The 23,693-nt window shown below is 40.3% G+C and carries 19 protein-coding genes; 5 read left to right on the top strand and 14 right to left on the bottom strand.

The window, feature by feature from the left end:
- Nucleotides 1-107: 107 nt before the first annotated feature.
- From ruvA to BM291_RS04885, 11 genes are all read right to left on the bottom strand, one after another.
- Complete coding sequence (gene ruvA / locus BM291_RS04835; protein ID WP_092895048.1) at nt 108-704, bottom strand: Holliday junction branch migration protein RuvA; 597 nt, start codon at nt 702-704, stop codon at nt 108-110.
- Nucleotides 701-2,971 carry an NADP-dependent malic enzyme gene (locus BM291_RS04840; RefSeq protein ID WP_092895049.1) on the bottom strand — a complete coding sequence of 757 codons (2,271 nt, stop codon included), beginning with the start codon at nt 2,969-2,971 and terminating at the stop codon, nt 701-703. Before BM291_RS04840 ends, ruvA begins: the two co-directional genes overlap by 4 nt.
- Before the next feature lie 23 nt (nt 2,972-2,994).
- Nucleotides 2,995-4,092, bottom strand: a complete 1,098-nt coding sequence (locus tag BM291_RS04845; RefSeq protein ID WP_092895050.1) for a DUF4837 family protein — start codon at nt 4,090-4,092, stop codon at nt 2,995-2,997.
- Between the two features lie 121 nt (nt 4,093-4,213).
- Nucleotides 4,214-5,602, bottom strand: a complete 1,389-nt coding sequence (locus BM291_RS04850) for a LysM peptidoglycan-binding domain-containing protein (RefSeq protein ID WP_092895051.1) — start codon at nt 5,600-5,602, stop codon at nt 4,214-4,216.
- A gap of 14 nt (nt 5,603-5,616) precedes the next feature.
- On the bottom strand, nt 5,617-7,044 hold the full coding sequence (gene gatA / locus BM291_RS04855) for an Asp-tRNA(Asn)/Glu-tRNA(Gln) amidotransferase subunit GatA (RefSeq protein WP_092895052.1): 1,428 nt from the start codon (nt 7,042-7,044) through the stop codon (nt 5,617-5,619).
- An 18-nt stretch (nt 7,045-7,062) separates the two neighbouring features.
- Nucleotides 7,063-7,263, bottom strand: a complete 201-nt coding sequence (gene tatA, locus BM291_RS04860) for a twin-arginine translocase TatA/TatE family subunit (RefSeq protein ID WP_057938704.1) — start codon at nt 7,261-7,263, stop codon at nt 7,063-7,065.
- Between the two features lie 114 nt (nt 7,264-7,377).
- The gene (locus BM291_RS04865) at nt 7,378-8,625 is read right to left on the bottom strand and encodes a murein hydrolase activator EnvC family protein (RefSeq protein WP_092895053.1); all 1,248 of its coding nucleotides are present in this window, start codon (nt 8,623-8,625) and stop codon (nt 7,378-7,380) included.
- A gap of 5 nt (nt 8,626-8,630) precedes the next feature.
- A complete protein-coding gene (locus BM291_RS04870) occupies nt 8,631-9,371 on the bottom strand; it encodes a lipoprotein insertase outer membrane protein LolB1 (protein WP_092895054.1) in 741 nt (246 codons plus the stop codon).
- Complete coding sequence (locus BM291_RS04875) at nt 9,364-11,091, bottom strand: tetratricopeptide repeat protein (RefSeq protein ID WP_092895296.1); 1,728 nt, start codon at nt 11,089-11,091, stop codon at nt 9,364-9,366. Before BM291_RS04875 ends, BM291_RS04870 begins: the two co-directional genes overlap by 8 nt.
- A gap of 161 nt (nt 11,092-11,252) precedes the next feature.
- Nucleotides 11,253-12,758 (bottom strand): polysaccharide biosynthesis C-terminal domain-containing protein, encoded by a 1,506-nt coding sequence (locus BM291_RS04880; RefSeq protein WP_092895055.1) that lies wholly within the window; start codon nt 12,756-12,758, stop codon nt 11,253-11,255.
- Between the two features lie 15 nt (nt 12,759-12,773).
- The gene (locus BM291_RS04885) at nt 12,774-13,559 is read right to left on the bottom strand and encodes an enoyl-CoA hydratase/isomerase family protein (protein ID WP_092895056.1); all 786 of its coding nucleotides are present in this window, start codon (nt 13,557-13,559) and stop codon (nt 12,774-12,776) included.
- 211 nt (nt 13,560-13,770) lie between these two features.
- Between BM291_RS04885 and BM291_RS04890 the strand changes: the two genes are divergently transcribed.
- The 4 genes from BM291_RS04890 to BM291_RS04905 all read left to right on the top strand — a co-directional run bounded on the left by BM291_RS04890 (nt 13,771) and on the right by BM291_RS04905 (nt 19,151).
- A complete protein-coding gene (locus BM291_RS04890; RefSeq protein ID WP_092895057.1) occupies nt 13,771-15,222 on the top strand; it encodes an NADP-dependent isocitrate dehydrogenase in 1,452 nt (483 codons plus the stop codon).
- Between the two features lie 425 nt (nt 15,223-15,647).
- Nucleotides 15,648-16,937, top strand: coding sequence for a glycosyltransferase family 4 protein (locus tag BM291_RS04895; RefSeq protein WP_092895058.1), 1,290 nt, complete (start codon nt 15,648-15,650; stop codon nt 16,935-16,937).
- On the top strand, nt 16,918-18,003 hold the full coding sequence (locus BM291_RS04900; protein ID WP_092895059.1) for a DegT/DnrJ/EryC1/StrS family aminotransferase: 1,086 nt from the start codon (nt 16,918-16,920) through the stop codon (nt 18,001-18,003). Before BM291_RS04895 ends, BM291_RS04900 begins: the two co-directional genes overlap by 20 nt.
- An 8-nt stretch (nt 18,004-18,011) precedes the next feature.
- Nucleotides 18,012-19,151: a DUF819 family protein gene (locus tag BM291_RS04905; RefSeq protein ID WP_092895060.1), complete on the top strand. Its 1,140-nt coding sequence runs from the start codon at nt 18,012-18,014 to the stop codon at nt 19,149-19,151.
- Between the two features lie 183 nt (nt 19,152-19,334).
- Here the strand turns inward: BM291_RS04905 and BM291_RS04910 are convergent, their stop codons facing one another.
- The 3 genes from BM291_RS04910 to BM291_RS04920 all read right to left on the bottom strand — a co-directional run bounded on the left by BM291_RS04910 (nt 19,335) and on the right by BM291_RS04920 (nt 22,026).
- Nucleotides 19,335-19,631, bottom strand: a complete 297-nt coding sequence (locus BM291_RS04910; RefSeq protein ID WP_092895061.1) for a cupin domain-containing protein — start codon at nt 19,629-19,631, stop codon at nt 19,335-19,337.
- 111 nt (nt 19,632-19,742) lie between these two features.
- Nucleotides 19,743-21,017, bottom strand: coding sequence for a chloride channel protein (locus tag BM291_RS04915; protein WP_092895062.1), 1,275 nt, complete (start codon nt 21,015-21,017; stop codon nt 19,743-19,745).
- A 142-nt stretch (nt 21,018-21,159) separates the two neighbouring features.
- Complete coding sequence (locus BM291_RS04920; RefSeq protein WP_092895063.1) at nt 21,160-22,026, bottom strand: cation diffusion facilitator family transporter; 867 nt, start codon at nt 22,024-22,026, stop codon at nt 21,160-21,162.
- Nucleotides 22,027-22,209: 183 nt separating this feature from the next.
- Between BM291_RS04920 and BM291_RS04925 the strand changes: the two genes are divergently transcribed.
- The gene (locus BM291_RS04925) at nt 22,210-23,628 is read left to right on the top strand and encodes a cellulase family glycosylhydrolase (RefSeq protein ID WP_092895064.1); all 1,419 of its coding nucleotides are present in this window, start codon (nt 22,210-22,212) and stop codon (nt 23,626-23,628) included.
- The last annotated feature ends 65 nt before the right edge of the window (nt 23,629-23,693 follow it).

The raw sequence follows: 23,693 nt of genomic DNA on the forward strand, positions 1-23,693 counted from the left end.
GAATAGGCCAGTAGTAGACCAAAAAGGATGAATAATTTAGGCCAACTACCGAGGAACCTCCTCCCGCAAAAAGTCAGTACACTCCAAAAGTTCAATACAAAGTAAAATTATGATGTCTTTAAAGATGCTTTAATTAAATCTTCTAACGAAATTTCTCCAGTGGTTTTTTTGAGGACCGTTGCGATATTTTTCTCAGCGGCTGCTTTTGGAAAACCTAGCGTTATAAGTGCTTGTAACGCTTCTTCACGTATTTTATTGCTGGATTTTAGGAATCCAAGTGAAGCGGTAGCAGCATCTGACCCGGCTTTTCCGACCTTATCTTTCAATTCTAAAATTATTCTTTGGGCGGTTTTAGCACCTATCCCTTTGACATGCTGAATAGTAGCGACATCGCCTGATAAAATAGCCTGTTCTATTTCTACTGAACTTAGCGATGAAAGAATCATTAAGCCCGTACTAGGCCCAACTCCGTTGATTGATAGCAATAATAAAAAAAGACGTTTTTCATCTTCTTGTTTGAATCCAAAAAGTGTGTGAGCATCTTCCTTGATATGAAGAAAAGTGAGGAGCTTGATCTGCTCCTCATCTTTGATTTCTGTGTAGGTTTGAAGTGAAATCTTCACGTGATACCCAATTCCACCTACATCTATGATGACATAGGTAGGGTCTTTGAATACAAGTTTTCCACTTAAATAATCGATCATAAGGTATTGGTGGATTGAGCGTCTACTACTGCAACAGCCACCATATTTACAATTTCTCTGATTGAGCTACCTAGTTGTAAAATGTGAACAGGTTTGTTCATTCCTAGTAGAATAGGCCCAATTGCTTCAGAGTTTCCAAGTTCAGCCAGAAGTTTATAGGCAATGTTGCCTGAACTTAAGTCTGGGAAGATTAATGTATTTGCTCTCTTATTAATGAGCCTAGAGAACGGGTACATCTCCCGTTGAATATCTTCGTTGATCGCAACGTTTGCTTGCATTTCTCCTTCGATAACCAAATCTGGATATTTTTTCTGAGCGATAGCAGTTGCTCTAGCCATTTTATCAGGAATATCTCCTTTGGCAGACCCAAAGTTGGAATAAGAAAGGACTGCAATTCTCGGTTCCATATTGAAGAATCTTACGGCATCTGCAGTCAATCCAATGATTTCTACCAGTTCCTCAGCGGAAGGATTTAAGTTTACTGTAGCATCCGCAAAGAAATATGGGCCTTTTGGAGTGTTCATGATGTACATACCTGCCACTCTATTTACACCTGGCTTCACACCTATAGTCTGAAGTGATGGTAAGATAGTTTTAGGGTAATCACGTGTAAGACCGGAAATAAAGGCATCTGCAGCTCCGGATTCTACCATTAAAGCTCCGAAGTAATTTCTTTGTGTCACCAGCCTTGCAGCATCGCCTACTGTCATGCCTTTCCTTTGGCGCTTCTGGAAGAGCATATCTGCGAATTTATTCAGCAACTCTTTCTCCTCCATTGGATCAATAATAGTGACGTTGCTTAAATCAAGAGAATTATCTTCGATCAAAGACAAAATTTTCTCTCGGTTACCCAATAGTATTGGCTCACCGATTTTCTCGTCTCTAATAATCTGAGCTGCTTTAAGGATTTTTCTGTTATCTGCTTCCGCGAATACTACTCGCTTAGGGTCTTTTTTGGCTCTCGCTATCACCACAGACATAAGTCTCTGGTCTATTCCTATGCGTTCTTGCAACTCTAGCTCGTAGGAATCCCAATCTTTTATTGGATACTTAGCCACACCAGAGTCCATTGCAGCTTTAGCTACAGCAGGAGCGATGGTAGTGATCAGTCTAGGATCAAGTGGTTTTGGGATAAGATACAATCTTCCAAAACCGAGTTTATCTTCACCGTAAGCTTTATTTACAATATCTGGTACAGGCTCTTTCGCAAGTTTAGCTATAGCGTGAGTAGCCGCCAGTTTCATCTCTTCGTTGATTGCAGTAGCTCTGACGTCTAGGGCTCCACGGAAAATGTATGGGAATCCAAGAACGTTGTTCACTTGATTAGGATGATCAGATCGTCCTGTAGCCATGATCAGATCCTCGCGTGTAGCGACGGCAAGATCATAGGAGATTTCTGGGTCAGGATTTGCCAAGGCAAAAACTATTGGATTTGGCGCCATTAGTCTGAGCTGATCCTGACTTACTATATTTCCCGCCGAAAGACCTAAAAATACATCCGCATCCTTCATAGCATCTGTGAGCGTGTAAAGATCTCTGTCGGTACAGAATTCTCTTCTAATCTCATCAAGATCAGTTCTGTCTGCTCGCAGAATACCTACTATGTCACATAGGACAATATTTTCTCTCTTTATGCCTAGAGATATATAGAAGCGTGTGCAGGAAATTGCTGCAGCACCAGCTCCATTTACCACCAATTTGATTTTGGAAATATCTTTTTCTACAATCTCCAGAGCATTTAGCAATGCTGCTCCAGAGATGATAGCTGTGCCATGCTGATCATCATGCATGACAGGAATTTTCATTTCCTTCTTCAGTTCAGTTTCAATTTCAAAGCATTCAGGTGCTTTGATATCTTCTAGATTTATTCCACCAAAAGTAGGTTCTAGCGATTTTATAATTTGAATGAGCTTTTTCGGATCTCTTTCATTGATCTCAATATCGAAGACATCAATCCCAGCAAATTTTTTGAAAAGGACTCCCTTTCCTTCCATTACTGGTTTGGAAGCTTCTGGCCCGATATCGCCTAATCCAAGCACTGCTGTTCCGTTAGTAATTACCCCCACCAGATTTCCTTTGGCAGTGTATTTATAAACATTTTCCACGTCTGCTTCGATTTCCTTGCATGGTTCGGCTACTCCAGGAGAGTAGGCAAGAGCAAGATCCATCTGACTGGAAAGTGGTTTTGTTGGGTTTACTTCTATTTTGCCAGGAGAACCTTGCGTATGATAATTAAGTGCGTCTTCCTTTCGGATTTTGATTGCCATAAAAAGCTAGTATAATTTGGGTTTTAAGCCCCCTGGTCTTCACTCCAACTCACATTTGTGTTGAGAAGAATCGTCTCTATTTCACGAAGGGCGTCTCTGTGTATTTCATTAGGATAAAATACGAATCCTTCAATGTAATAAAGTTTTCCTTTTTTCTGATCAACCATAATGTAACTCAAGTAGGATCCACCCATGCTGATGTTGTTGGTTTTCCAGGAACCTCTCATTTCTGTGGTAAAATTATCATTAATCACCATGTTTCTGAAAGCTGGAGGGATTTGTTTTTCAGATATCACATAAGACGTAGGGTCTTCAGGATCTCCAAAAATGTGCTGCCTCGTAATAGAGTCTCTGAGTGCTAGGATGTTTGCAGGGAATGTTTGCTCTTCTGAGGTGTAATCTGTTTCGTAGAAAAATAAGCTAATATCAGCTCTATTTGCACTTGGAGTAATTTGTCTCACCCAAAGAAAATCATCTTCAGACTTTGCCACCTGATAAGAAGCAGGCACATTGATTTCGATTCCAAGATTCTTTTTAGCTTCAAAAGCAGCTGCGGAATTTTTTCTGGCAAGCAGAATTTTTTCCAATCTGCCTCTTTCCCTTACCTCAAAAAGGTTCTGTAAACGGCCTCCGTTTTTCTTAAGGTTTGCGATAAGTTGGTCTTCAGTATTTCCGAATAAGTATAAAACTTCTTGTCCAATCGCATATTCATCTTCAATCCTTAAAGAATACATATTGCTATCATTCATAGCTTTCTCCTTTGATTCCTTAGAGAATTGAGCGTTAATCGTTTGACTAGCAGATCCTTTGTCGTCAAAAGTGGTGACGTAAATCAAGTTAGTTGACATTTTGAGTATGCGCGTCATTGCTCTTGGATCCACAGTATTAACTTTGAATTTAGCTTCTGATCGAAGCATTCCAGGAATGTCGGATTCAAAAATCTCTTTTAGCTCGTCTCCAACTGGGCCTGCCCACTTTACAGAGTCAATTACTAAAATTATTTCACCTATGTTGCCTCTTGCTTTTGGCTTGGCACTATCTGCTGTAGATCCATCTGAATTGCAAGATGTTAGGACTATGCCCAATACTAGGGTTATAAGCAAGGATGAAAAGGTTTTCATTTTGGTTGTTTGGTTTTGGATTATGTCAAATTAATGACATAACAACACATATCCTTATTTCGGATTGAATAATGCCATTAGTTAAAAAAAATTAACAAACTAAGCTGGATTATGGCCTCAATTATCCAATTATTAGTTTTTGACCAGGCTTAATATTATTGGAATTAAGATTATTCAATCTCTTAATTTGCTCCACGGTCAGACCTTCATGTTTTTTAGAGATGATCCATAACGAGTCCCCTGGTTGCACAGTGTATGTAGTCTGGCCTGAAGAGTTTGTTTGAGTGGAAGCTATGGTATTTGACATTCCAGAATTGATATGGAGTGTCTGACCTACACGGATCAAATTAGAAGATAGATTATTCCAAGATTTAATTTGGGTAACTGTCACACCATGACGCTGAGCGATCGATCCTAAAACATCACCTGATCGTACTTTGTAACTAGTCCCGTTTTGTCTAATGTCCTGAGCAAGGGCTTCAACGGATTGTAGGTGTAAGTTAGAAGCTAGCAATATCGTAGGGGCATTGTTAAGAGAATCGTTCAACCAAGCTAGGTTTTCTTTGATATAGGGAACCTTGGATTTTGGGATACGGAGAGCCATACTCCGGTTGCTTTCCGGAAGATTTTTATTCTTAATAGCAGGATTCAGAGTTTTCAAATCCGACACACATAGATTGGTGAGTTCAGCTAGCTTATCTAAACTTAACGCCCTGTCAAAACGGATTTTCTCATATTCCACCACATATGTAGGGTCTTCTGGATGAAAATTATGTTCCTCAAGATGGTTTAAAATGTACAACATAGCTTGTACCTGAGGGACATAGCTTCGAGTTTCTCTAGGTAAATAATTGTAGATACCCCAGAATGTTTTTTTACCACCGGATTTTCTGATTGCTTTTCTCACATTGCCAGGCCCACAATTGTAAGCTGCCATAGCGACTTCCCAATCATCGAACATTCGATAGAGTGATTTCAGGTATTTTGCAGCAGCCTCAGTAGAAAGCTCTGGATCCATTCTATCGTCTATGTCATTGTTGGTATTCATGCCATACATTCTGCCTGTAGCCGGCATAAACTGCCAAAGTCCCATAGCACCCACTCGAGAACGTATTTGAGGATCTAGACCAGATTCGATGATGGAAAGATATTTGATTTCCAAAGGCATATCATGCTTTGTCATCATCTCATCAAACATCGGGAAAAATAGCTCTTTTCGAGCCAAGACCATCTTAGTATAGTCTCTGTTTCTTACTGTAAAGTACTGGATAAATGAAAAAACTTTATCATTCAACTCAAAGGCCATCTCGTGATCCATCGCTTTTACACGACGGTCAATTTGCTCATAAGTGAAATCTGGAATGTACTCGTAGTGATAATTTGGCAAGACCTCCTCGTCAAGAAGAGGAGCTGCAGCTACCATCTCATCATCCTGAGAATAGGCCTTGGACAGTGGGATCAAACATGTGATAAGCGCAAGTGTGATGGTTCTGTACAAAGGTCTTTTCATTGGAGTAATGGGTTTTATGATGTCAATTCGGTTAAATAATTACTAAAAGCATAAAGCTCTGCTTCTTTGAAGGAGTTGCAAATCACTTGCAATCCAATTGGCATTCCCTGCTCATCTCTTCCATTTGGTAGAGAAATAGCTGGTACTCCTGAGACTGATGCTTGCACGGTGAAGAGATCTTCTAAGTACATAGCTACTGGATCACCACTATGTTCACCAAACTTAAACGCTGTAGATGGCGTAGTTGGCATAATAATATAGTCAAAATCATTTAAAAGATTCTCTGTAAAATCTTTTATTAATCTTCTGACCTTCTGGGCTTTGGTGAAATATGCGTCGTAGTAACTCGCGCTAAGCACGAAAGTACCAAGCATGATTCTTCGCTTTACTTCCTCACCGAAACCTTCGCTTCTAGTCAGCTTATACATGCTCTCTAGATTATGTGCGTTTGGAGTTCTGTATCCGTATTTTACTCCATCAAATCGAGACAAGTTTGAACTTGCTTCGGCTGTAGTAAGAATATAGTAAGTAGGCAATATGTAGTCCAGTAGAGGGAATTCTACTTCTTCAACTTCATGACCTTCAGATTTCAATTTCTCTAAAACAGCCAATGTGTTGGCTTTGATTTCTGGCTGAAGGGCAGGGGATTCAATAGTTTCTTTGAGGTAGGCAATTTTAGCCTTTTTCTCAAAATGCAAAAGCTCACTATAAGGAAGAACAGACTTTCTCGATGAGGTACTATCGTATTCATCGTGTCCAGCCATGATTTCCATCACTACAGCATTATCCTTTACCGTGCGGGAAAATACTCCTATACAATCAAAAGAGGAAGCATAGGCGATCAATCCCCAGCGCGATACACGTGAGTAAGTTGGCTTCATGCCAATAACACCAGTGAACGCAGCAGGTTGCCTAACAGATCCTCCTGTATCAGTTCCCAAAGAAACTGTACATAGATTTGCTTGAACAGCTACAGCGGATCCTCCAGAAGATCCTCCAGGGACTCTAGATTCATCTGCAGCATTCAAAACTTTGCCATGAGCAGAATTCTCATTTGAACTTCCCATTCCAAATTCATCACAGTTGAGTCTACCGATGATAATAGCATCTTCATCCAGCAATCGTTGGATAGCTGTAGTAGTGAATTGAGATTCGAAGCCTTTAAGAATTTTGGAAGAAGCATTAGCCTCATGGCCAGTATAACAAAGAACATCTTTGATACCGATGACCATACCGGCAAGTTTCCCTGCATTTCCTTTAGCTAATTTTTGATCTATAAGATCAGCTTGCTCTAAGGCAGAATGCTCGTAAACTTCGACGAAGGCGTTGAGATGCGCCTTCGTCTGAATGTTTGATAAGTAATATTGGACTATCGTACGACAATCCGTTTCCTTCTTTTCGAGCGATTTTTTAATGTCGTCGAATGAGATAAATTTTTCCAATTGTCTTGGATTAAGAGATTACTTTTTCTTGCCGTCTTTCAGTCCCTCTTCTAGGTCGTTCTGAATGTCCTTTGTAGCATCTTTAAATTCTCTGATACCACGTCCAAGGCCACGAGCCAATTCAGGTATTCTTTTAGCACCAAACAATAGAAGGACGACCAATACGATCAATACGATCGAGCCACCGCCCATGTTTTGAATGAAACCTAATGTAGTCATGATGGTGTGTGTTTAAGGGTAAATGAGTTTACAAAGATATAATTGTGATCCGCTTACACAAAGTTGTGGGAGGAAAGCATCCTATCTTTTTTTATGAATATACGCAATTAAGTACTACTTGGATGTAAGCCAGCTAGAAGGATTCATAACTGTCAGTCCTTTCCAAGTCTGAAAATGAACTTCTGCTTCGCCGTTTGCGCCTGTAGCAACCTGACCAATTACGTCTTTTGCGCTTATAGTTTGGCCCGATTTTACAGTAATGGTTTTCAGCTTGCTATACATGGTATAATATTCACCATGTTTGATTATCACCGTTCCACCAAAGCCAGGCATAGTCGTGATTTTGGTTACAGTTCCATCGAATACCGCTCTTACGTTGGAATTAGGCTGTGTACGGATATCTACACCATCGCTTTCCATAGTAATACCTTTTAAGGTTGGATGAGGGTAGGTTCCATATCCCTGCGTCACAAAGCCTGTTTCTACTGGCCAAGGAAGCCTTCCCTTATTTCCTGCAAAGGAATTAGATAGTGCTGCTACTTCTGGTGTCATCGGCATACTACTTCCAGAAGACTTCGTAGCTGTACTATTATCTTTTTTAGCAGCAGCTTCCGCACGTCTAATCTCATCCTCGATCACCTGCTTGATCATTTTATTCAATTGATCTTGCTGCTTTTTAGTAGCGGCGATTTGCTTCTGGATGTCTCTTTCCTTACTGGAAAGTGTATTGACAATACCTTGTTGCTCACGCTTCATCTTATCGAGCTGCGCGCGTTCTTGTTGTTCTTCTACCAAAACTTTTTCTTTATCAGCTTTTTTCTGATCTAAAAGAATTCGCTCTTCGGCTAGTTGATGACTTAATTTTTCGATCTGTGCAGCCTGTTGCTTACGACTGTCCGTGTATTGTTTTAAATACATCAGTCGAGAATAAAGCTGGTTAAAATTCGCTGAACTGAATACAAAAGAAACGATAGAAAGTCCTCTGTTTAGCTTTGATGCGTTATAAATCATCCGGCCATATTCGGCTTTCAGTTCCTTCAGCTGACTTTCCAAGCTTGTTATTTTTGTCTCCGTTTCTTTGATCTCCTGATTGATCAGTTTTACCTCTCTATCCAGTGTATTGACCAGTTTGTTTTGAGTCTGGAATTGTCTGGTGACAGCATTCAATTCACCAATGGTGTTTTTCTTTGTTGCTGTTGTTTGCTTTAAGATTTTGTCAAATTCTAGTAATCGTGCCTGGACGTCAGCTTTCTCTTTCTCAAGCTGCTCACGTGTCTTTTTTGTTTGCGCAGCAAGATCAGGTGCCGAAAAAAATAGTAATCCAATTAACAGACTAAATGGAATTAGGTATTTGCGGAGCATGCAATTCAAAATTTGAAGGGAAAGCTTAGTGGAGCAGAATGAGGATCTACTGAAGTCCATTCCACATGAATAATAGTGTTCTGGCCACCCTCTGGAAGTTGATAAGCTAACTTATAAAGGACTTCAAACGGAAATGGCTTGGTGTCAACCTCCTGAAATGTAGCATAACTTGCAAGCAAGGAGCCTCGGTCATCTAAGGAATTGCTTACCATCTCAGAGACTTTTCTATAATTGACATCAACTTTAGAGAAATACCTCACTTTATCTCGAACCTGTGTCAGTTCAAAGGATTTCCCAACTCTAACCAACCGGTCTTTGTAATCTACCTGATGAGGAGGATTGGCGAAAAGTACATTTTGAAATATTTCAAGAGATAATTTTAGTCCGTAAATAGACTCAAATTCTTCGAAGGTTAGATTTACTTCTTCATTTCCAATTCTGTCTTTGATTTGGATTTTTTCCTTAGTGATTAGACCTCGCACTGCTTCCATTCCCATGCCTGGAGAAATCATGAACCAAAGAACCGAATCCTTTTTTGACCGTAGATTCATACTTCCTCGAGTGATTTTACCAGACTCTTCCTCGATTACCACTTTCGCTTTGGCGCTCATGTATTCGTAATCAGTATAGACGGGAGAAAAATCTTCCATTTTCCCATCTGCCTGATAGACTATCGTCTTTTTGGAGCAGGAGAAAAGTAGGCCTAAGCCTATGACAAACACAATTCCTGCAAAAAGTTTATTCATGGTATTTTCCTTCTTTTATTTTTTGTGAAAGTTTATCCGACGCTTCAGAACTTCCTTCTGCTTTTTTCCAATAACTAAGGGCCTCATTTTTTTTACCAAGATGAAATAAAATGTCTCCGTAATGTTCTAGCATCACTCCACTTGGCGTCTCTTCATACTTCATGGCTAAATCCATGAACTTCTTGGCACCTTCGTAATCTTCCATCTGAAAAAGAACCCATGCATGTGTATCAAGGAAAGTGCCATTGTCTGGAAATCTCTTAACAACTTTATCAGACATTGCTTTTGCCTTTTCTAGATTCTTCTTTTCTAAGGAAAGAAAATAAGAATAATTGTTTAGTACTTGTTCGTCATTAGGATTGATCTCCAGTGCTTTATCGAAATTCCGAAAAGCTTCTTCCTTCTCTCCCAAATTATAAAGTGAACTTCCAAGAGATCCGAAAGCCACCTGATCTAATTGAGAATTTTTGTTAGAATTTAGCTCGATTGCTTTTTTGAGAGAAACAACCGCTTCTTCATCCTTCTTTTGAGCAGACTTTACTACGCCATCATAAAACCAGAATTCTGGATTTTGAGGATATTCATCGACGCCAAGAATGGTGAATTTTTCAAGCTCAACGAAATCTGCATCTTCTCCAAAAGAACCCAGAATCACTTGCTCAAGCATACTAGCGTTTTTCGGATTTATCAAAAGCGATTTTTTAAAGTAATCTATACCTTCTTTCGTTTTTTGATCTTGAATCCTTCGCTGTCCAAGTGCAGCATAGATATCGGCGTTTTCGGGACTTGAAGTAGCCATTAGTACCTCTAAACTATCCAGTAATACATCTCGTTCTTGGGTTTTTATGTCATTCAATTGACTGATAAAAGCCTTCGATTTGACTTCAGGATCAAGGTCAGAGCTTGCAAAAGCCAGATAAAGATGATGATTAGACTCTTTGATCTCACCTTTGTCTTTTAATAGGCTATGGGCAGCCATCTGCAATTCAGGCTGATTTGGGTATTTATCGATTTCATTAAAAACCAATTCCAATGCTTGATCTACGCGGTTATTATTGTATAGAATCTCTACTACATTCATGACGTAAGTTGGATTGCCCGGTCTGGATTCTACCAACTTTTCGCCTTCAGCGATAGCTTGATTGAGGTTGTTATTATTCAAATAAATTCTCTGCTTTTGAATGGTGATAGGCTCCATGACACCATAGTATTCTTCTGCACGATCCAATACTATCAATGCTTTGTCTAGCTCATTGGCATTAAGGTAAATAGAAGCCAAGTCAAGATTATATTGCTGGTTGTTTTCGCCATCAGCAGTCAGATTTTCCAGTATTTCAGCAGCTTTGAGTGGTTGCTTGAGGTTGGTGTAAATCTCTGCAAGCATCAAAGAGTAATACTTATTATCACCATCCAACTCTGTCGCTTTGGTAGCGAAGGGCATTGCTTTTTCGGCTTGATTTGCTTTCACCAATACCTCAGCAATTTTGTAGTGGATAGCGGGCTCTTCTGGTGAGAATTCTAGCGCTTTCTGGAAATAGAAAAAAGCTTTTTCTAAATCATCAAGTACAAGGTTTTTTTCACCTTCGATGAAATATCGGGTGCCTTGTTTTTCGTTTAATTGAGCGGTACGCTCTTTCTTCGAAAGTCTGTCTTGAGCAAAACCTGAGGAGAAGCCTAAAACGACTACTAGAAATATAAGGAGTGTTCTTTTGAAATTCACGGGAAATTTGGACTGCAGCTTGAGTTCACAAACATAATGCCTTTTATGCAATTAGGCTTTGTTTGTACGTATGATTGAAATACTTAGGTAGATTATTTGGGCTATTAGGTTGGTTAACGCTAGTTGACCCAAAAATGATCCCCGGTTTGTAAAAATTAAGGCTAAAGCTTTTTGGATTTGGGTAAGTAAGACTTGATATGCTCTTTTTCCAATAGGAAAATCATTACAAGATAAAGGAAGATGAGACTATTTTTTGCAAAGAAATTCAGAACAGCTTCGCCTAAGTCCAAGTAAAAACCCAAGTAGCTAATAACAAATGAAACCAGAAGGTAAAAGATGCCTTTTGCTGTTTGATAGGGTATAGGGTAATATTTTTGTCCATATAGATAGCAGAGCAGACACATCACGAAATAACATAATATGGTGCTAAGTGCTCCTCCCATATACCCCAAAATTGGCACAAAAATGAAAATTACAGCTATACTAATAATCGCTCCGACTAAAGTGATCCAGAAACTGTACTTGGTTTGATCGGTGATTTTGAACCAAATCGAAAGATTGAAATATATACCGAGAAGCAGGTATCCCATCAATAGGGTAGGGACAATGAAAAGCCCTTCGCCATACCCAGGTTTTCTTAGAAATAATGGCCCCATCCACTCTAGATTCACCGAAATGGCAATCATCAATAGGGTGCAAAATAGGATAAAGACGTGCATTACCTTAGCGTAAAGCAACGGTGAGTTTTTGTCTGCAGATTGTTTGAAAAAGAAGGGTTCCGCAGCATATTTAAATGCCTGAATCACCAAGTTCATCAATATGGCCAGTTTAAAATTGGCTCCGAATACACCTCCTGCTTCGCGGGCAGTTAGTTCAGCGTAGAAATTTGGAGGTAATACATATTCGAATAAGAATCTAGAAAGCAACTCGTTGGTCACTCCTGCCAATCCCATGAATAGTAGTGGAATGGAATATTTCCACATAGGTTTGATGACAGTTCCTTCCAATTGGAATTTGAAAAAACCTGCTTTCCACCAAACGAATGGAATAATCAAACCATTGGCAAGTAGATTAGAAAGTAGAATATATTCGACTCCCCAGTCAGATCTGTAGCCTAGGAATCCTTCTGAAATCGTTCCGTTCGAGATCAGGTAAGGAAATACGACGATCAAAAGGAGATTAAAGAAAATATTCAGGAAGATGTTGAAGATCTTCGTTCCGGCGAAGATCAAAGCTTTGTTTTCTAATCGGAGCTTAGCAAAAGGAATGGCTAGAATCGCGTCAAAGGAAAGTATTAGCGCAGTCCATCTGAATAAATAGGCTTGGCCAGGATATTCTAACCATTGTGCCAGCCAAGGTGCAAGCAAGAAAAGTCCAGAACCGAGCACCACTGTACTCGTAAGCAGCAGTGATTGTGTGTTATTGTAAACTTTTTTTGGATCTAGATTTTTGCCAGTTGTAAATCTGAAGAAAGTAGTCTCCATCCCGTAGGTGAACACAATATTCAGAAACCCGATTAACGCATAGATACTCGTGAACGACCCCATAGCCTCTTTGCTGAGGTATTCGGTGTACACGATAATCATTAAAAAATTAATTGATCGACCGAGGATACTACTCAGTCCGTAAACTGCTGTTTGTCCAGCTAATTTTTTGAGGTTGCTCATTCAAGTTAAAGGAACTTATTCTCCTTTGAAATGCGGCTGTCTTTTTTCTAGAAAAGCAGAAGTTCCTTCTTTGTAATCACCTGATTTTACACATCTGGCAAAGCTGTTTGCTTCTGTTTGAAAACCATTTTCGTCTGGTACATAGGCCGAATTGACGCAGTCTATGATCATACCAATAGCGAGTGGCGCTTTGCTTAGTATTTTAGCGATGATTTCTTCAGCTTTCTCGAGAGCCTCATCTTTTGTAGGAAGTATATGATTTACTAGGCCTAATGACTTTGCTTCTTCAGCTCCGATCATGTCGCCTGTCATCATGAGTTCATTCGCTTTTCCTCTTCCTATTAGAATAGTAAGTCGCTGAGTGCCTCCGTAGCCAGGGATGATGCCAAGATTAACTTCTGGCTGACCAAATTTCGCGTTAGCAGTTGCTATTCTCATATGACAAGCCATCGCTAATTCGCATCCACCACCGAGTGTATAACCATTAGTTACAGCTATTACTGGTTTATGGCAGTTTTCTATCATGCTGAATATTTCCTGACCATTCTCAGAAAACTTCCTGGCATTTACCTCATTCAAGGTAGCGATCTCACTGATATCGGCACCAGCAATAAAAGCCTTCTCACCTGAACCTGTGATGATCACAGCTTTGATTTCCTTTGTGTCCGAAACCTCTTCAAAAATCGCCCTTAATTCATCTAAAGTCTCAAAATTCAATGCATTCATTTTGTCCTCTCTGTTGACGGTCAAATGGAGCACACCATTTTTCACATCAGTTAGGATATTTTTGAAATCAGCCATAGTTCATCGTTGAGTATAAAACAAATATACAAGCAGGGTATTCAATCCCAAACTGCGTACTTATAAAATCATAAACCTAAGGTAAAGGATTATTACCCCTTTTGTAATTTAAGTGGAGATAAAGCGGATTTTGTCCTAGGTCAAAAACCTGCTTCCACATTTTTATTTACTTTTGTTCAAAATCGAATTTTAACTAATCCGCTATATTAATATGTCTTCCAAAAGAAAAATTACGGTTGCCTATGGTGACGGGATCGGTCCCGAAATCATGAAGGCTACTTTGGCGATCCTCGAAGCAGCTGGAGCTCAGCTCGAATACGATGTAATCGAAATCGGAGAGCAAGTTTATCTTAAAGGAATCAGCTCTGGTATGGAGCCGAATGCTTTTGAATCACTTAGAGAAACGAAAATCTTCTTGAAGGCACCTATTACTACTCCTCAAGGCGGTGGTTTTAAATCGCTCAACGTGACCACACGAACTTCTTTTGGTTTGTATGCAAATGTGAGACCTTGTAAATCATTTTCTCCTTTCATCCACACGCATTTTCCTGAGACTGACTTGGTGATTATCCGAGAAAATGAAGAGGATTTATATGCTGGAATTGAGCACAGACAAACTCAGGAAGTTTGCCAGTCTTTGAAATTGATCTCTAAGCCAGGTTCTGAGAAAATTATCCGATATGCATTTGAGTATGCTAAGAAATACGGTCGCAAGAAAGTGACTTGTATGACTAAGGATAACATCATGAAGATTGCTGATGGATTGTTTCACAGAACATTTGATGAGATTTCTAAGGAATACCCAGAGATCAAAGTTGATCACAAAATCATCGATATCGGAACTGCACTGATTGCAGATAGACCGGAGACTTTTGATGTAATCGTAACGCTGAATCTTTACGGAGATATCATTTCTGACGTTGCTGCTCAGGTGACAGGTTCTGTAGGACTTGGAGGTTCTGCCAATGTAGGTGAAGAAGTAGCCATGTTTGAAGCAATTCACGGTTCAGCTCCGGATATCACAGGAATGGGCATCGCCAATCCATCCGGATTGCTGAATGGTGCGATCATGATGTTGGTTCACATCGGTCAGCCTGAGATCGCAGAGAAAATCTCCAATGCTTGGATGAAAACGTTGGAAGATGGTATCCATACTGGTGATATCTACCAAGAAGGTCTTTCTACCAAGAAAGCCGGTACTGAGGAATTTGCAAATGCAGTAATCGAACGATTGGGTCAAGTGCCATCTACGATGGTTCCAGCATCATTTGACAAGGATACTACTCCTATGAATGTGTTTGTTTCGCCTGTGGTTAAAGCTAAAAAAGAGTTAATCGGCGTGGATGTGTTTGTTGATTGGGATGAGCCAGGAAGAAACCCTCAGGTGCTAGGCGAGAAACTTCGTCAGGCAAATGCTGATGGACTTCAGTTGACTTTGATCACTAACCGTGGAATCAAAGTATTCCCTGACGGTATGCGTGAGTCTTTCTGTACAGATCATTGGAGATGTAGGTTCCAGAATGCTGAGCAGTCTACCATCTCACATGCTCAGATTCGTGAATTGCTGAAGCAAGTTGAAGAATTAGGATTTGACTTCATCAAAACTGAAAATCTTTACTCATTCGATGGCGTAAGAGGATATTCTCTTGCACAGGGAGAGTAAGAGAATTTAAAATTTTGAATTTAAAATTTCGAGAGGGAGTGGGGTGACCTGCTCCCTTTTTGCTTTTTGAAGAGTAGTGGGTTTTGGTTCAAGTCTTCAGACCTGTCCGATGCCAGGCGGGCTTGGATCCACAAAAATGAAGTCTTCAGACTTCCATAGTTTTTATTTTTGTCCCTTTTGTGGTTGAACTTTTTGACCATAAAATTGGAAAGAGCTTAAGGTTTTGAAATTAGAATATATCTGTTTTGATGCACTGAGGACATGGCTATATCTTCCTATGTGGCTATGTGGTTTAAATAAATTCAAAATTCAATGATCAAGTTTACGACTCTGACTGAATACTGAGACTGCGACTTAATGTTTTTCCTCAAATTTGATTTTATGGCCAGCTACTTGGTACTTTGTACTTAGGACATGGTACACATATGAAAAAACGAGTTTTAATTATCACCTACTATTGGCCGCCGAGTGGAGGTTCCGGCGTGCAGCGTTGGCTAAAATTCGCCAAATACCTACCTGAAGCTGGGTGGGAGCCAGTTATTTTTACACCAGAGAATCCTGATTTTGACCTGAAAGATGAAAGTCTTGAAAAGGAAATCTCGAATGAGTTAGAGGTAATGAAATTCCCGATTTGGGAACCTTATCAGTTGTTGGATAGAATTCGAGGGAAAAAAGAATCGCATCCAGGAAGAGTGCTAGAACAAAAAGAGCAAAGTTTTATAGAAAAAGCCGCGATCTGGCTTAGAGCAAATCTGATGGTTCCTGATCCACGAGTTTTCTGGGTGAAGCCTTCCGTTAAATTCTTAACTGAATTGATTGAAAAAGGACAGTTTCAGGCAATCATTACTACCGGTCCGCCACATTCCATGCATTTGATCGGAAGGGATCTGAAAAGGAAAACAGGTGTTTTTTGGTTGGCTGATTTTCGCGATCCTTGGTCGCAATGGGAGTTCTTGGATAAGCTACCTATGCAGAATCGAGTACGGGATAAGCATAAGAAACTGGAGCAGGAAGTTCTTAATGAAGCAGACGTAGTAACTACGATTTCTCCGACATTCCAAGATGATTTGGAACAATTAGCACGTCGCAAAATCAATCTGATTACCAACGGGTTTGATGAGACTGATATTCCTCAGGGTTTTTCTGTTGGCGAGAAAAAAGGGGACAGTTTGCACCTTGTTTACACTGGGATTATAGATTCGATCAGGAATCCCATGCCTTTGCTGAAAGCTATGCGAGAGGAGTTTTCTAAGGAAAAAGGAGAGGTTAAATTCACTTTTGTAGGCAGAGTGAGTGATCAGGTTCGTGAAGAGATAGCTGCGGATTCCTGGCTTTTAGCCCACGTGCATTTTGCTGGTTATGTGTCTCATCAGGAAGTTTTTGGGTTTTATGAGAAAGCCGATGCGTTGGCATTGATCCTTACCAACACCAAAAATGCGAAGGGAAATATTCCTGGGAAGCTATTTGAGTACATGGCGACGACTTTGCCTATTCTGGCTTTAGGAGATCCAGAAGGGGATTCTGCCAAGATTTTGAAAGAGGCTGAGGCAGGTCAGGTTTTCTCTCATTCGGATCATGTGGCCATTCAGGTTAGCTTGAGAAAGTTGTTTGAGCGAAGTGGTAAGGCCGAATCTGCGAGAGGAATTGAACAATATTCCCGAAGAAATCTAAGTATTCAACTAGCCAAATTATTGGATGCAGATTCCGTTTCTTGATTTGAAAAGAATGGATGAGGAGCTGAAAGATGCTTTGAAATCCAAGTTTACCGAAATGCTCGACCAAGGGAATTTTTCTGGAGGACCTGAAGTGAATCTTTTTGAGTCTCAAATTTCTAATTTCCTGAAATCTCCATTTTCAATTGCTTGTGCAAATGGAACTGATGCGCTTGAGCTTGCCTTGCGAGCGCTTGAAATTGGAGTGGGTGATGAAGTAATCGTTCCAGCGATGACCTGGGTTTCTACCGCCGAAGTAGTGGTGATGGTAGGGGCGAAGCCAGTTTTTTGGGATACGGATGAAGACGGGCTTTTGGCAGAAAATTGGGAAAAAGCGATCACGTCAAATACCAAAGCGGTGATTCCAGTGCATCTCTTTGGAAAGATGGTGGATATGGTATCATTGATGGAAACGGCTAGAAAGCATAACCTTTTTGTGATTGAAGACGGCGCGCAATCTTTTGGCTCATTTCAAAACGGCCAAGCCGCAGGGACTTTTGGGAATATAGGATGTCTGAGTTTTTACCCTACAAAAAATCTCGGTGCGCTTGGAGAGGCAGGAATGTGCATGACAACTTCCGCGAGGCTTAATGAGCGAATGAGACTACTACTTAATCATGGTCAGCAAGTTCGTGATGAACATGAGTTAGTAGGTAGAAACAGCCGGATTGATTCTGTCCAAGCAGGTTTTCTAAATGTCTTTTTTGAAAAATTCGAGTTGTTCCAAACGCAAAGAAAGAACTTTGCAAGCATGTATTTGGAAGGTCTTTCAGGAATCGATGGTCTACAACTTCCGATATCAATTTTGGAAGAAAATCACAATGCCCATCTTTTTGTGATTCAGACGAGTCGTAGAGATGAGTTAAAACTATTTCTGAGGGAAAAAGGAATCGGAACAGCGCTTCATTATCCGAATATTTTACCGGATATGAAGCCTTTTCAAAGTGCGGGAAATTTTTCTAATGCCAGAAAGTTAAGTAACCAAGGGCTTTCTATTCCACTTAATCCATGGATGAAAGAGCAGGAAATAGAATATGTAGTTAAGGCTATTCAGGACTTTTTCACTTAATTTCCCCAATGACTTGGACTCAAGACCCACTATATGTAAGTGGTATGCTATGTGCATTTGTACTGCTTGCACTTTGGCTGGCAAAATTCAAAGGATGGAAAACTATCGGTACACCTATTTTGGTGATACTGATCACGGCAATAGCGGCTAACTCTGGAATTATCCCTACAGCTACCAATGGCAATCCTGTTTACACTGGCGTATTCGTGTATTTGGCTCCAATGGGGATTTTTATAGCATTGCTGGAAGTAGATCTAAAAAGTCTCAAAAAAGCAGGTGGCCCAATTCTGCTCATGTTTTGCCTGGGAGGATTGGGGACAATTGTCGGGGTGCTAGTCGCTTGGGTTCTAGTAAAGCCAGCGGCGGAAATTGGACCTATGGCTAATGCTGTGGCGGGAATGTATACGGGTACTTATATAGGAGGAAGCATTAATTTCAATGCGGTCGCATTGAGTTATCATGTAAATGAAAATGCAGATTTATTTGCCGCTACGACAGTGGTAGATAACTTGATCGGAACTCCATGGATCATAGCTACATTAATTCTTCCGAAGTATTTGCAGACTTTTTTTCCTAGAAAAAAACTGCTTCCAATAACAAATGAAAATCAAAAAATTAAGCCACAAGAATCAATCAGTATCGCAGGTTTGGCAAGCATTCTGGGTTTAGCATTTTTAGCCATGGCAATTTCCAAATTTATTGCTCAGGCGATTCCTCAGATACCTGAGATTATAACACTCACTACTTTGGCTCTGATTTTGGCACAGATATCCTATGTGAAAAAATTATCAGGCACACATACCATTGGATTTTTCCTTATTCTACTTTTTCTAGCAACGATAGGTACACTTTGCGATCTAAGTACACTTTCTGGATTAGGTGATTTGGCAGGAACTCTGATTCTTTTTGTTTCTATAATAGTTTTATTTCACGGCCTGGTGATTTTTGGACTAGGGGCTCTTCTCAAAATTGATTGGGATGTCATCGCAGTAGCTTCACAGGCAAATGTGGGAGGAAATACTACAGCTTTGGCTTCAGCGGAAAGTTTAAATCGGCCTGACTTGCTTATTCCAGGGGTGCTAGTGGGGAGTTTGGGGAATGCCTTGGGCACTTATGCGGGTTTTTTTATAGCTGGGATGTTAGGGTGATGTGTTAATTATCAGGTTTTAGGCAGTAAAACAACTTCCGTCTTTCTAGTGTAAAGCAGCGGGTAACCCTTTGTAGAACAAGGGCTACAAATTATTTAAATAGCTGTTCAATTTTAGACATGAAACTTTACTGCGTATTCACGATTGATCTATCTGTCATTTGATTAACAGATACTCTTGTTTTTACTTCTCCTGAACAATCGTGAAAATATTCTTTTCTTTTACACCCTTTACCTCATGTTCTATCATCACAGGGATGTCATACGTGTCAAATTCTTTGAGGTGCAAAGTCTCTCCATTGATAAAAAATTCAAGTTCACCTTTGAGAACCGTCAGTAAGGAAGGGACATTTGCGGTGTGCTTTTTTAGGATTTGATTATGGAGCAGTCCAATGGCGAAATAGTTTATTTTATCAGTTCGCTGTATGGGACACACAGATGGACGCTCATTGCCGAATGCTAAATTTTCGAGGATATTCATTGCCAGAATGGGTTTTAATGCAAAATAGAAATTACTTATAAAGTAGGTATTCTTTCGCGGAAAGCCTTCAAACCAAGCGTGACAAGTGTGGAGAAACCTATTGTTGAGCTATTATTCTTTCACTTTTTCCAATTGCGAACTAATGAAAGGAATCCTTGGGGCAAGGAAATAACCAGTCAAACTAGCAAAAAGGATAGGTATAAAATAGGTGAAACCCGTGAGTGTAGCCAGTAAAATTGTTGTGCTCATAGGCGTCCTTGTAACACATGCATTGATCCCAGCCATGCAGCTTACGATGGTTAGCGTGAGGTTAGTTTCTGGGAAAATTGTATGGATTATCAATCCCAGCGTCGCTCCGACAAAAAATAAAGGGATGATAAAACCGCCTCTCCATCCAGATGTAACGGTAATAGAAATTGCGAGAATTTTGAAAATTAAAATGGCTATTAAGGCTTGCAGAGCGAAGTCTCCGGCTAGTAGTTCATTGATTTCCTCATGACCAAAATATCTTGTAATAGGAAAATAGTATGAAATCAAGCCTAAAAGAATTCCTCCTATCAGTGTTTTGACGTAGATAGGAAGTGGTTTTTTGTTGAAGAGATTTTTGAAGAATTTGATACAGAAAATAAACGCCCAACCTATAGCAGTAGCAGCCATAGCAAATAATACAGCATACCCAAAATCAAATACACCGGCGTATTCATAAGATGCGACTTTCCATGTGGCTCCCAGTCCAAGTTGTATAATAATAGCAAAGACCAAATAGCTAAAGCAACTCGCAACTAGAGCTGGAATGATGGCCTTGTAATATTCTACTGCATGCTTATGATGTAAGATTTCCAATGAAAAAAGACTGCCTCCCAGGGGGGCGCCAAACAAAGCAGTGAAACCTGAAGCCATTCCAGCAATGCTCATCGAACGTAAATCTTCGCCTTTAAGACGAAATACTTTTCCTAGCCAAGTCCCTGTAGAGCCGGTTACTTGCACTAATGGAGCTTCCGGGCCGAGACTTCCGCCCGAAGCTACGCACAGAAGAGAAGAAATAATCATGGAAGGATTGTTCTTCGGATCAAGCTTTCCTTTATTGAAGCGAATGTTGTTGACTATCAGATGTATTTCGCCTGGATCTCCTATAAAATGAATCACCAGTCCAGCTAGAAGTCCGCAAACAGCCATAACTGGGATGACTTCCCAGCCTTCAAAAATCGAAATTTTATGAGTTAGGAATTCCAGCACAATCCAATAAACACCTGCTATCGCCCCGCCAATCAAGCCCAGCAAAGCCCAAAGTAGAAACGTCCGGCTAAACAGGAATGGGTTGAATCGGATGGGTTGGTCAAGAATGTCAAGTGCTTTGACCAGATTTCTTCTTCTCTTTAATTTCAACTGCTGACTTGAGTAAGGTGAAAGGAGATGTTTTTCGCGAATACGAAGTAAGCTAGGCTAGTTTTAAATAACAAATTCAACTGCCATGTATGCTATCGAAGTGGAGTTATATCATTCTTCTTGTCATCTGATTGATCTCCATCTAGTAAGGTTCAATATGGATCAGGACATTCCCGAGTTCTGGGATTACGTCACAGAGTTTGTCTTTGAGCTGATGTGAAATGTCGTGACTTTCAGTGACTGTAAGCTGGCCTTCTACCAGCGCATGTAAATCGACATGATATTCCATTCCGGCCTTACGAATAAAGCATTTTTCTGTGCCTTTTACACCGGGAACTGTCAAGGAAACCTGTCGGATTTGCTCGGTCAGTTCTTCGTAATTGTTTTCATCCATCACTTCCCCTAGCGCTGGACGGAATATTTTATAGCAATTGAAAAGTATAAAAACTACTGCGAAAAGAGCAGCATAATCATCCGCTACTTCAAATCCTTCTCCACCAAAAATTGCAATTGTGATACCTATAAAAGCTGCGACAGAAGTAATAGCATCACTTCGATGATGCCATGCTTCGGCTTTCAGGGCACTACTTTTCAACTTTTTGCTTCGTGACATTACTACTTGAAAAGAGATTTCTTTCCAGATGATAATTACTGCCAGTACAATAAGCGTAAACGGCTTGGGTAATTCATGTGGAGTAATGATGTGCTCATAGGCTTGCCATGCAATAGTGCCTGCCGAAATAACCAAAAACACCACGACCAAAAAAGTCACCAAAGGCTCAGCTTTTCCATGGCCATAAGGATGGTTTTCATCCGCCGGTCGTGAAGAATATTTCAATCCAAAGAGAACCAGCACTGAAGCAAAAACATCAACCACAGACTCTATTCCGTCTGCGATTAGCGCATAGGAATTGCCAAATATGCCTGCTAGAAATTTAATTGCTGCCAAAACAACATTTCCCAGCATGCTGAAAATGACTGTTCTGATCGCAAGATTTGAATTGCTCATGGGTTGAACTAAAGAGAGAATGGCAAAAGTAGGGATTATTCTATTTTGGATGGAAATGGCTGATAACAACGAATTCTTTCTCGTTTCCTCATATCAGATAACAAATGAATCCCTTTTACCTAACATATACACCCCTTCTGGTAGGAACGGATTGAATACTTTTAGAACTGCAAAACTAACCCTATGAATATCCCTTTTAGATTTCTAGGCTTATTTCTTTTAGCTGCATTAGCTATTTTCTCTTGTGGGGAAACTGAAGATCCAAAGCCTATCATTTTTGCAGTTTCGACCAATGCTGTTCAGTTTGAAGCTGGAAGCCAAATTATTTCCATTACGAGCAATTCTATTTGGACTATCGAGGCTGCATCATCCTGGCTAGAAGTCACCCCTACGTCAGGCACAGGAAATAGTCAAATTACCTTAAAAGCTTCATCGACTACTTTGTCGGAGGTAAGAGAAGCAAGTGTGAAATTAAGTTCTGAGGCCAAAGTTGAGCTGATTTCTGTAAAGCAGGATGCAAAAGCTCCATCACTTCCTTCGTATTATATTCCTTCCCACGCGACAGGTATGAGAGATATTTCTAATCTGGAATTGGCTAAGGAAATGGGGATTGGGTGGAATCTGGGGAATTCACTGGAGGCAATAGGTGGAGAAACAGCTTGGGGAAATCCAAAAACTACCAAAGAGCTTATCGGGGTCATCAAATCAGCTGGGTTTAACTCCGTACGAATTCCTGTGGCCTGGAGCAAATTCACCCATGCTGAAACATTCGAAATTGATCCTGCATGGATGGCTAGGGTACAAGAGGTCGTGGACTATGTGGTAGACGATGATATGTACGTAGTCATGAATATTCACTGGGACGAGGGTTGGATGCAGCCGACTTTTGCGAAGCAAAACTATGTCAATGATAGACTGGAGAAAATGTGGATTCAGATCGCCCTTAATTTCAGGGATTACGATGATCATTTACTGTTTGCAGGAACAAACGAAGTGATGGTAGATGGAGATTACAGCACTCCCAAGCCAGAATACTATCAGGCTCAGAATTCCTTTAATCAGACTTTTGTAGATGCTGTGAGATCAACTGGTGGCAGGAATACCTATAGAAATCTTGTAGTTCAGACCTTCAATACCAATATTGATCATGGCGTGAATTTCTTTATAATGCCAACGGATGATACGGAAAGACGCTTGATGGTGGAAGTACATTATTATGATCCGTATGAATTTTCCCTTAAAGAGGATGAAGTCATCACCCAGTGGGGTGAGCATGCGACAGATCCTTCCAAGACGGCTTCGTGGGGTGGGGAATCTTATGCAGACGGGCAATTCCAACAGGTTAAAACCAAATTTGTAGATAATGGTATTCCAGTTCTGCTAGGAGAATATGCTGCTACAGATAAAAAGGCTGAAGACAATGATACTTACCGAAAATACTACTTGAAACACCTAAGCAAAAGTGCCAAGGAACATGGCTTAGTGCCATTTTACTGGGATAATGGATTTGGTGGGGATTATGGTTCTGCTCTCTTTAATCGAAGCTCTGGTGTTCAATTATATCCAGATTTGATTGAGGCGATTATCAGTGCGGGGCAATAAAAGCTTTCCTAAATAGGAAACCGAAACCCTATTTGAATTTCTAGTTTTTAAAGGGTTTAAAAAAG

The organism is Algoriphagus aquimarinus (assembly GCF_900112005.1).
GTDB classification, from domain to species: Bacteria; Bacteroidota; Bacteroidia; order Cytophagales; family Cyclobacteriaceae; genus Algoriphagus; species Algoriphagus aquimarinus.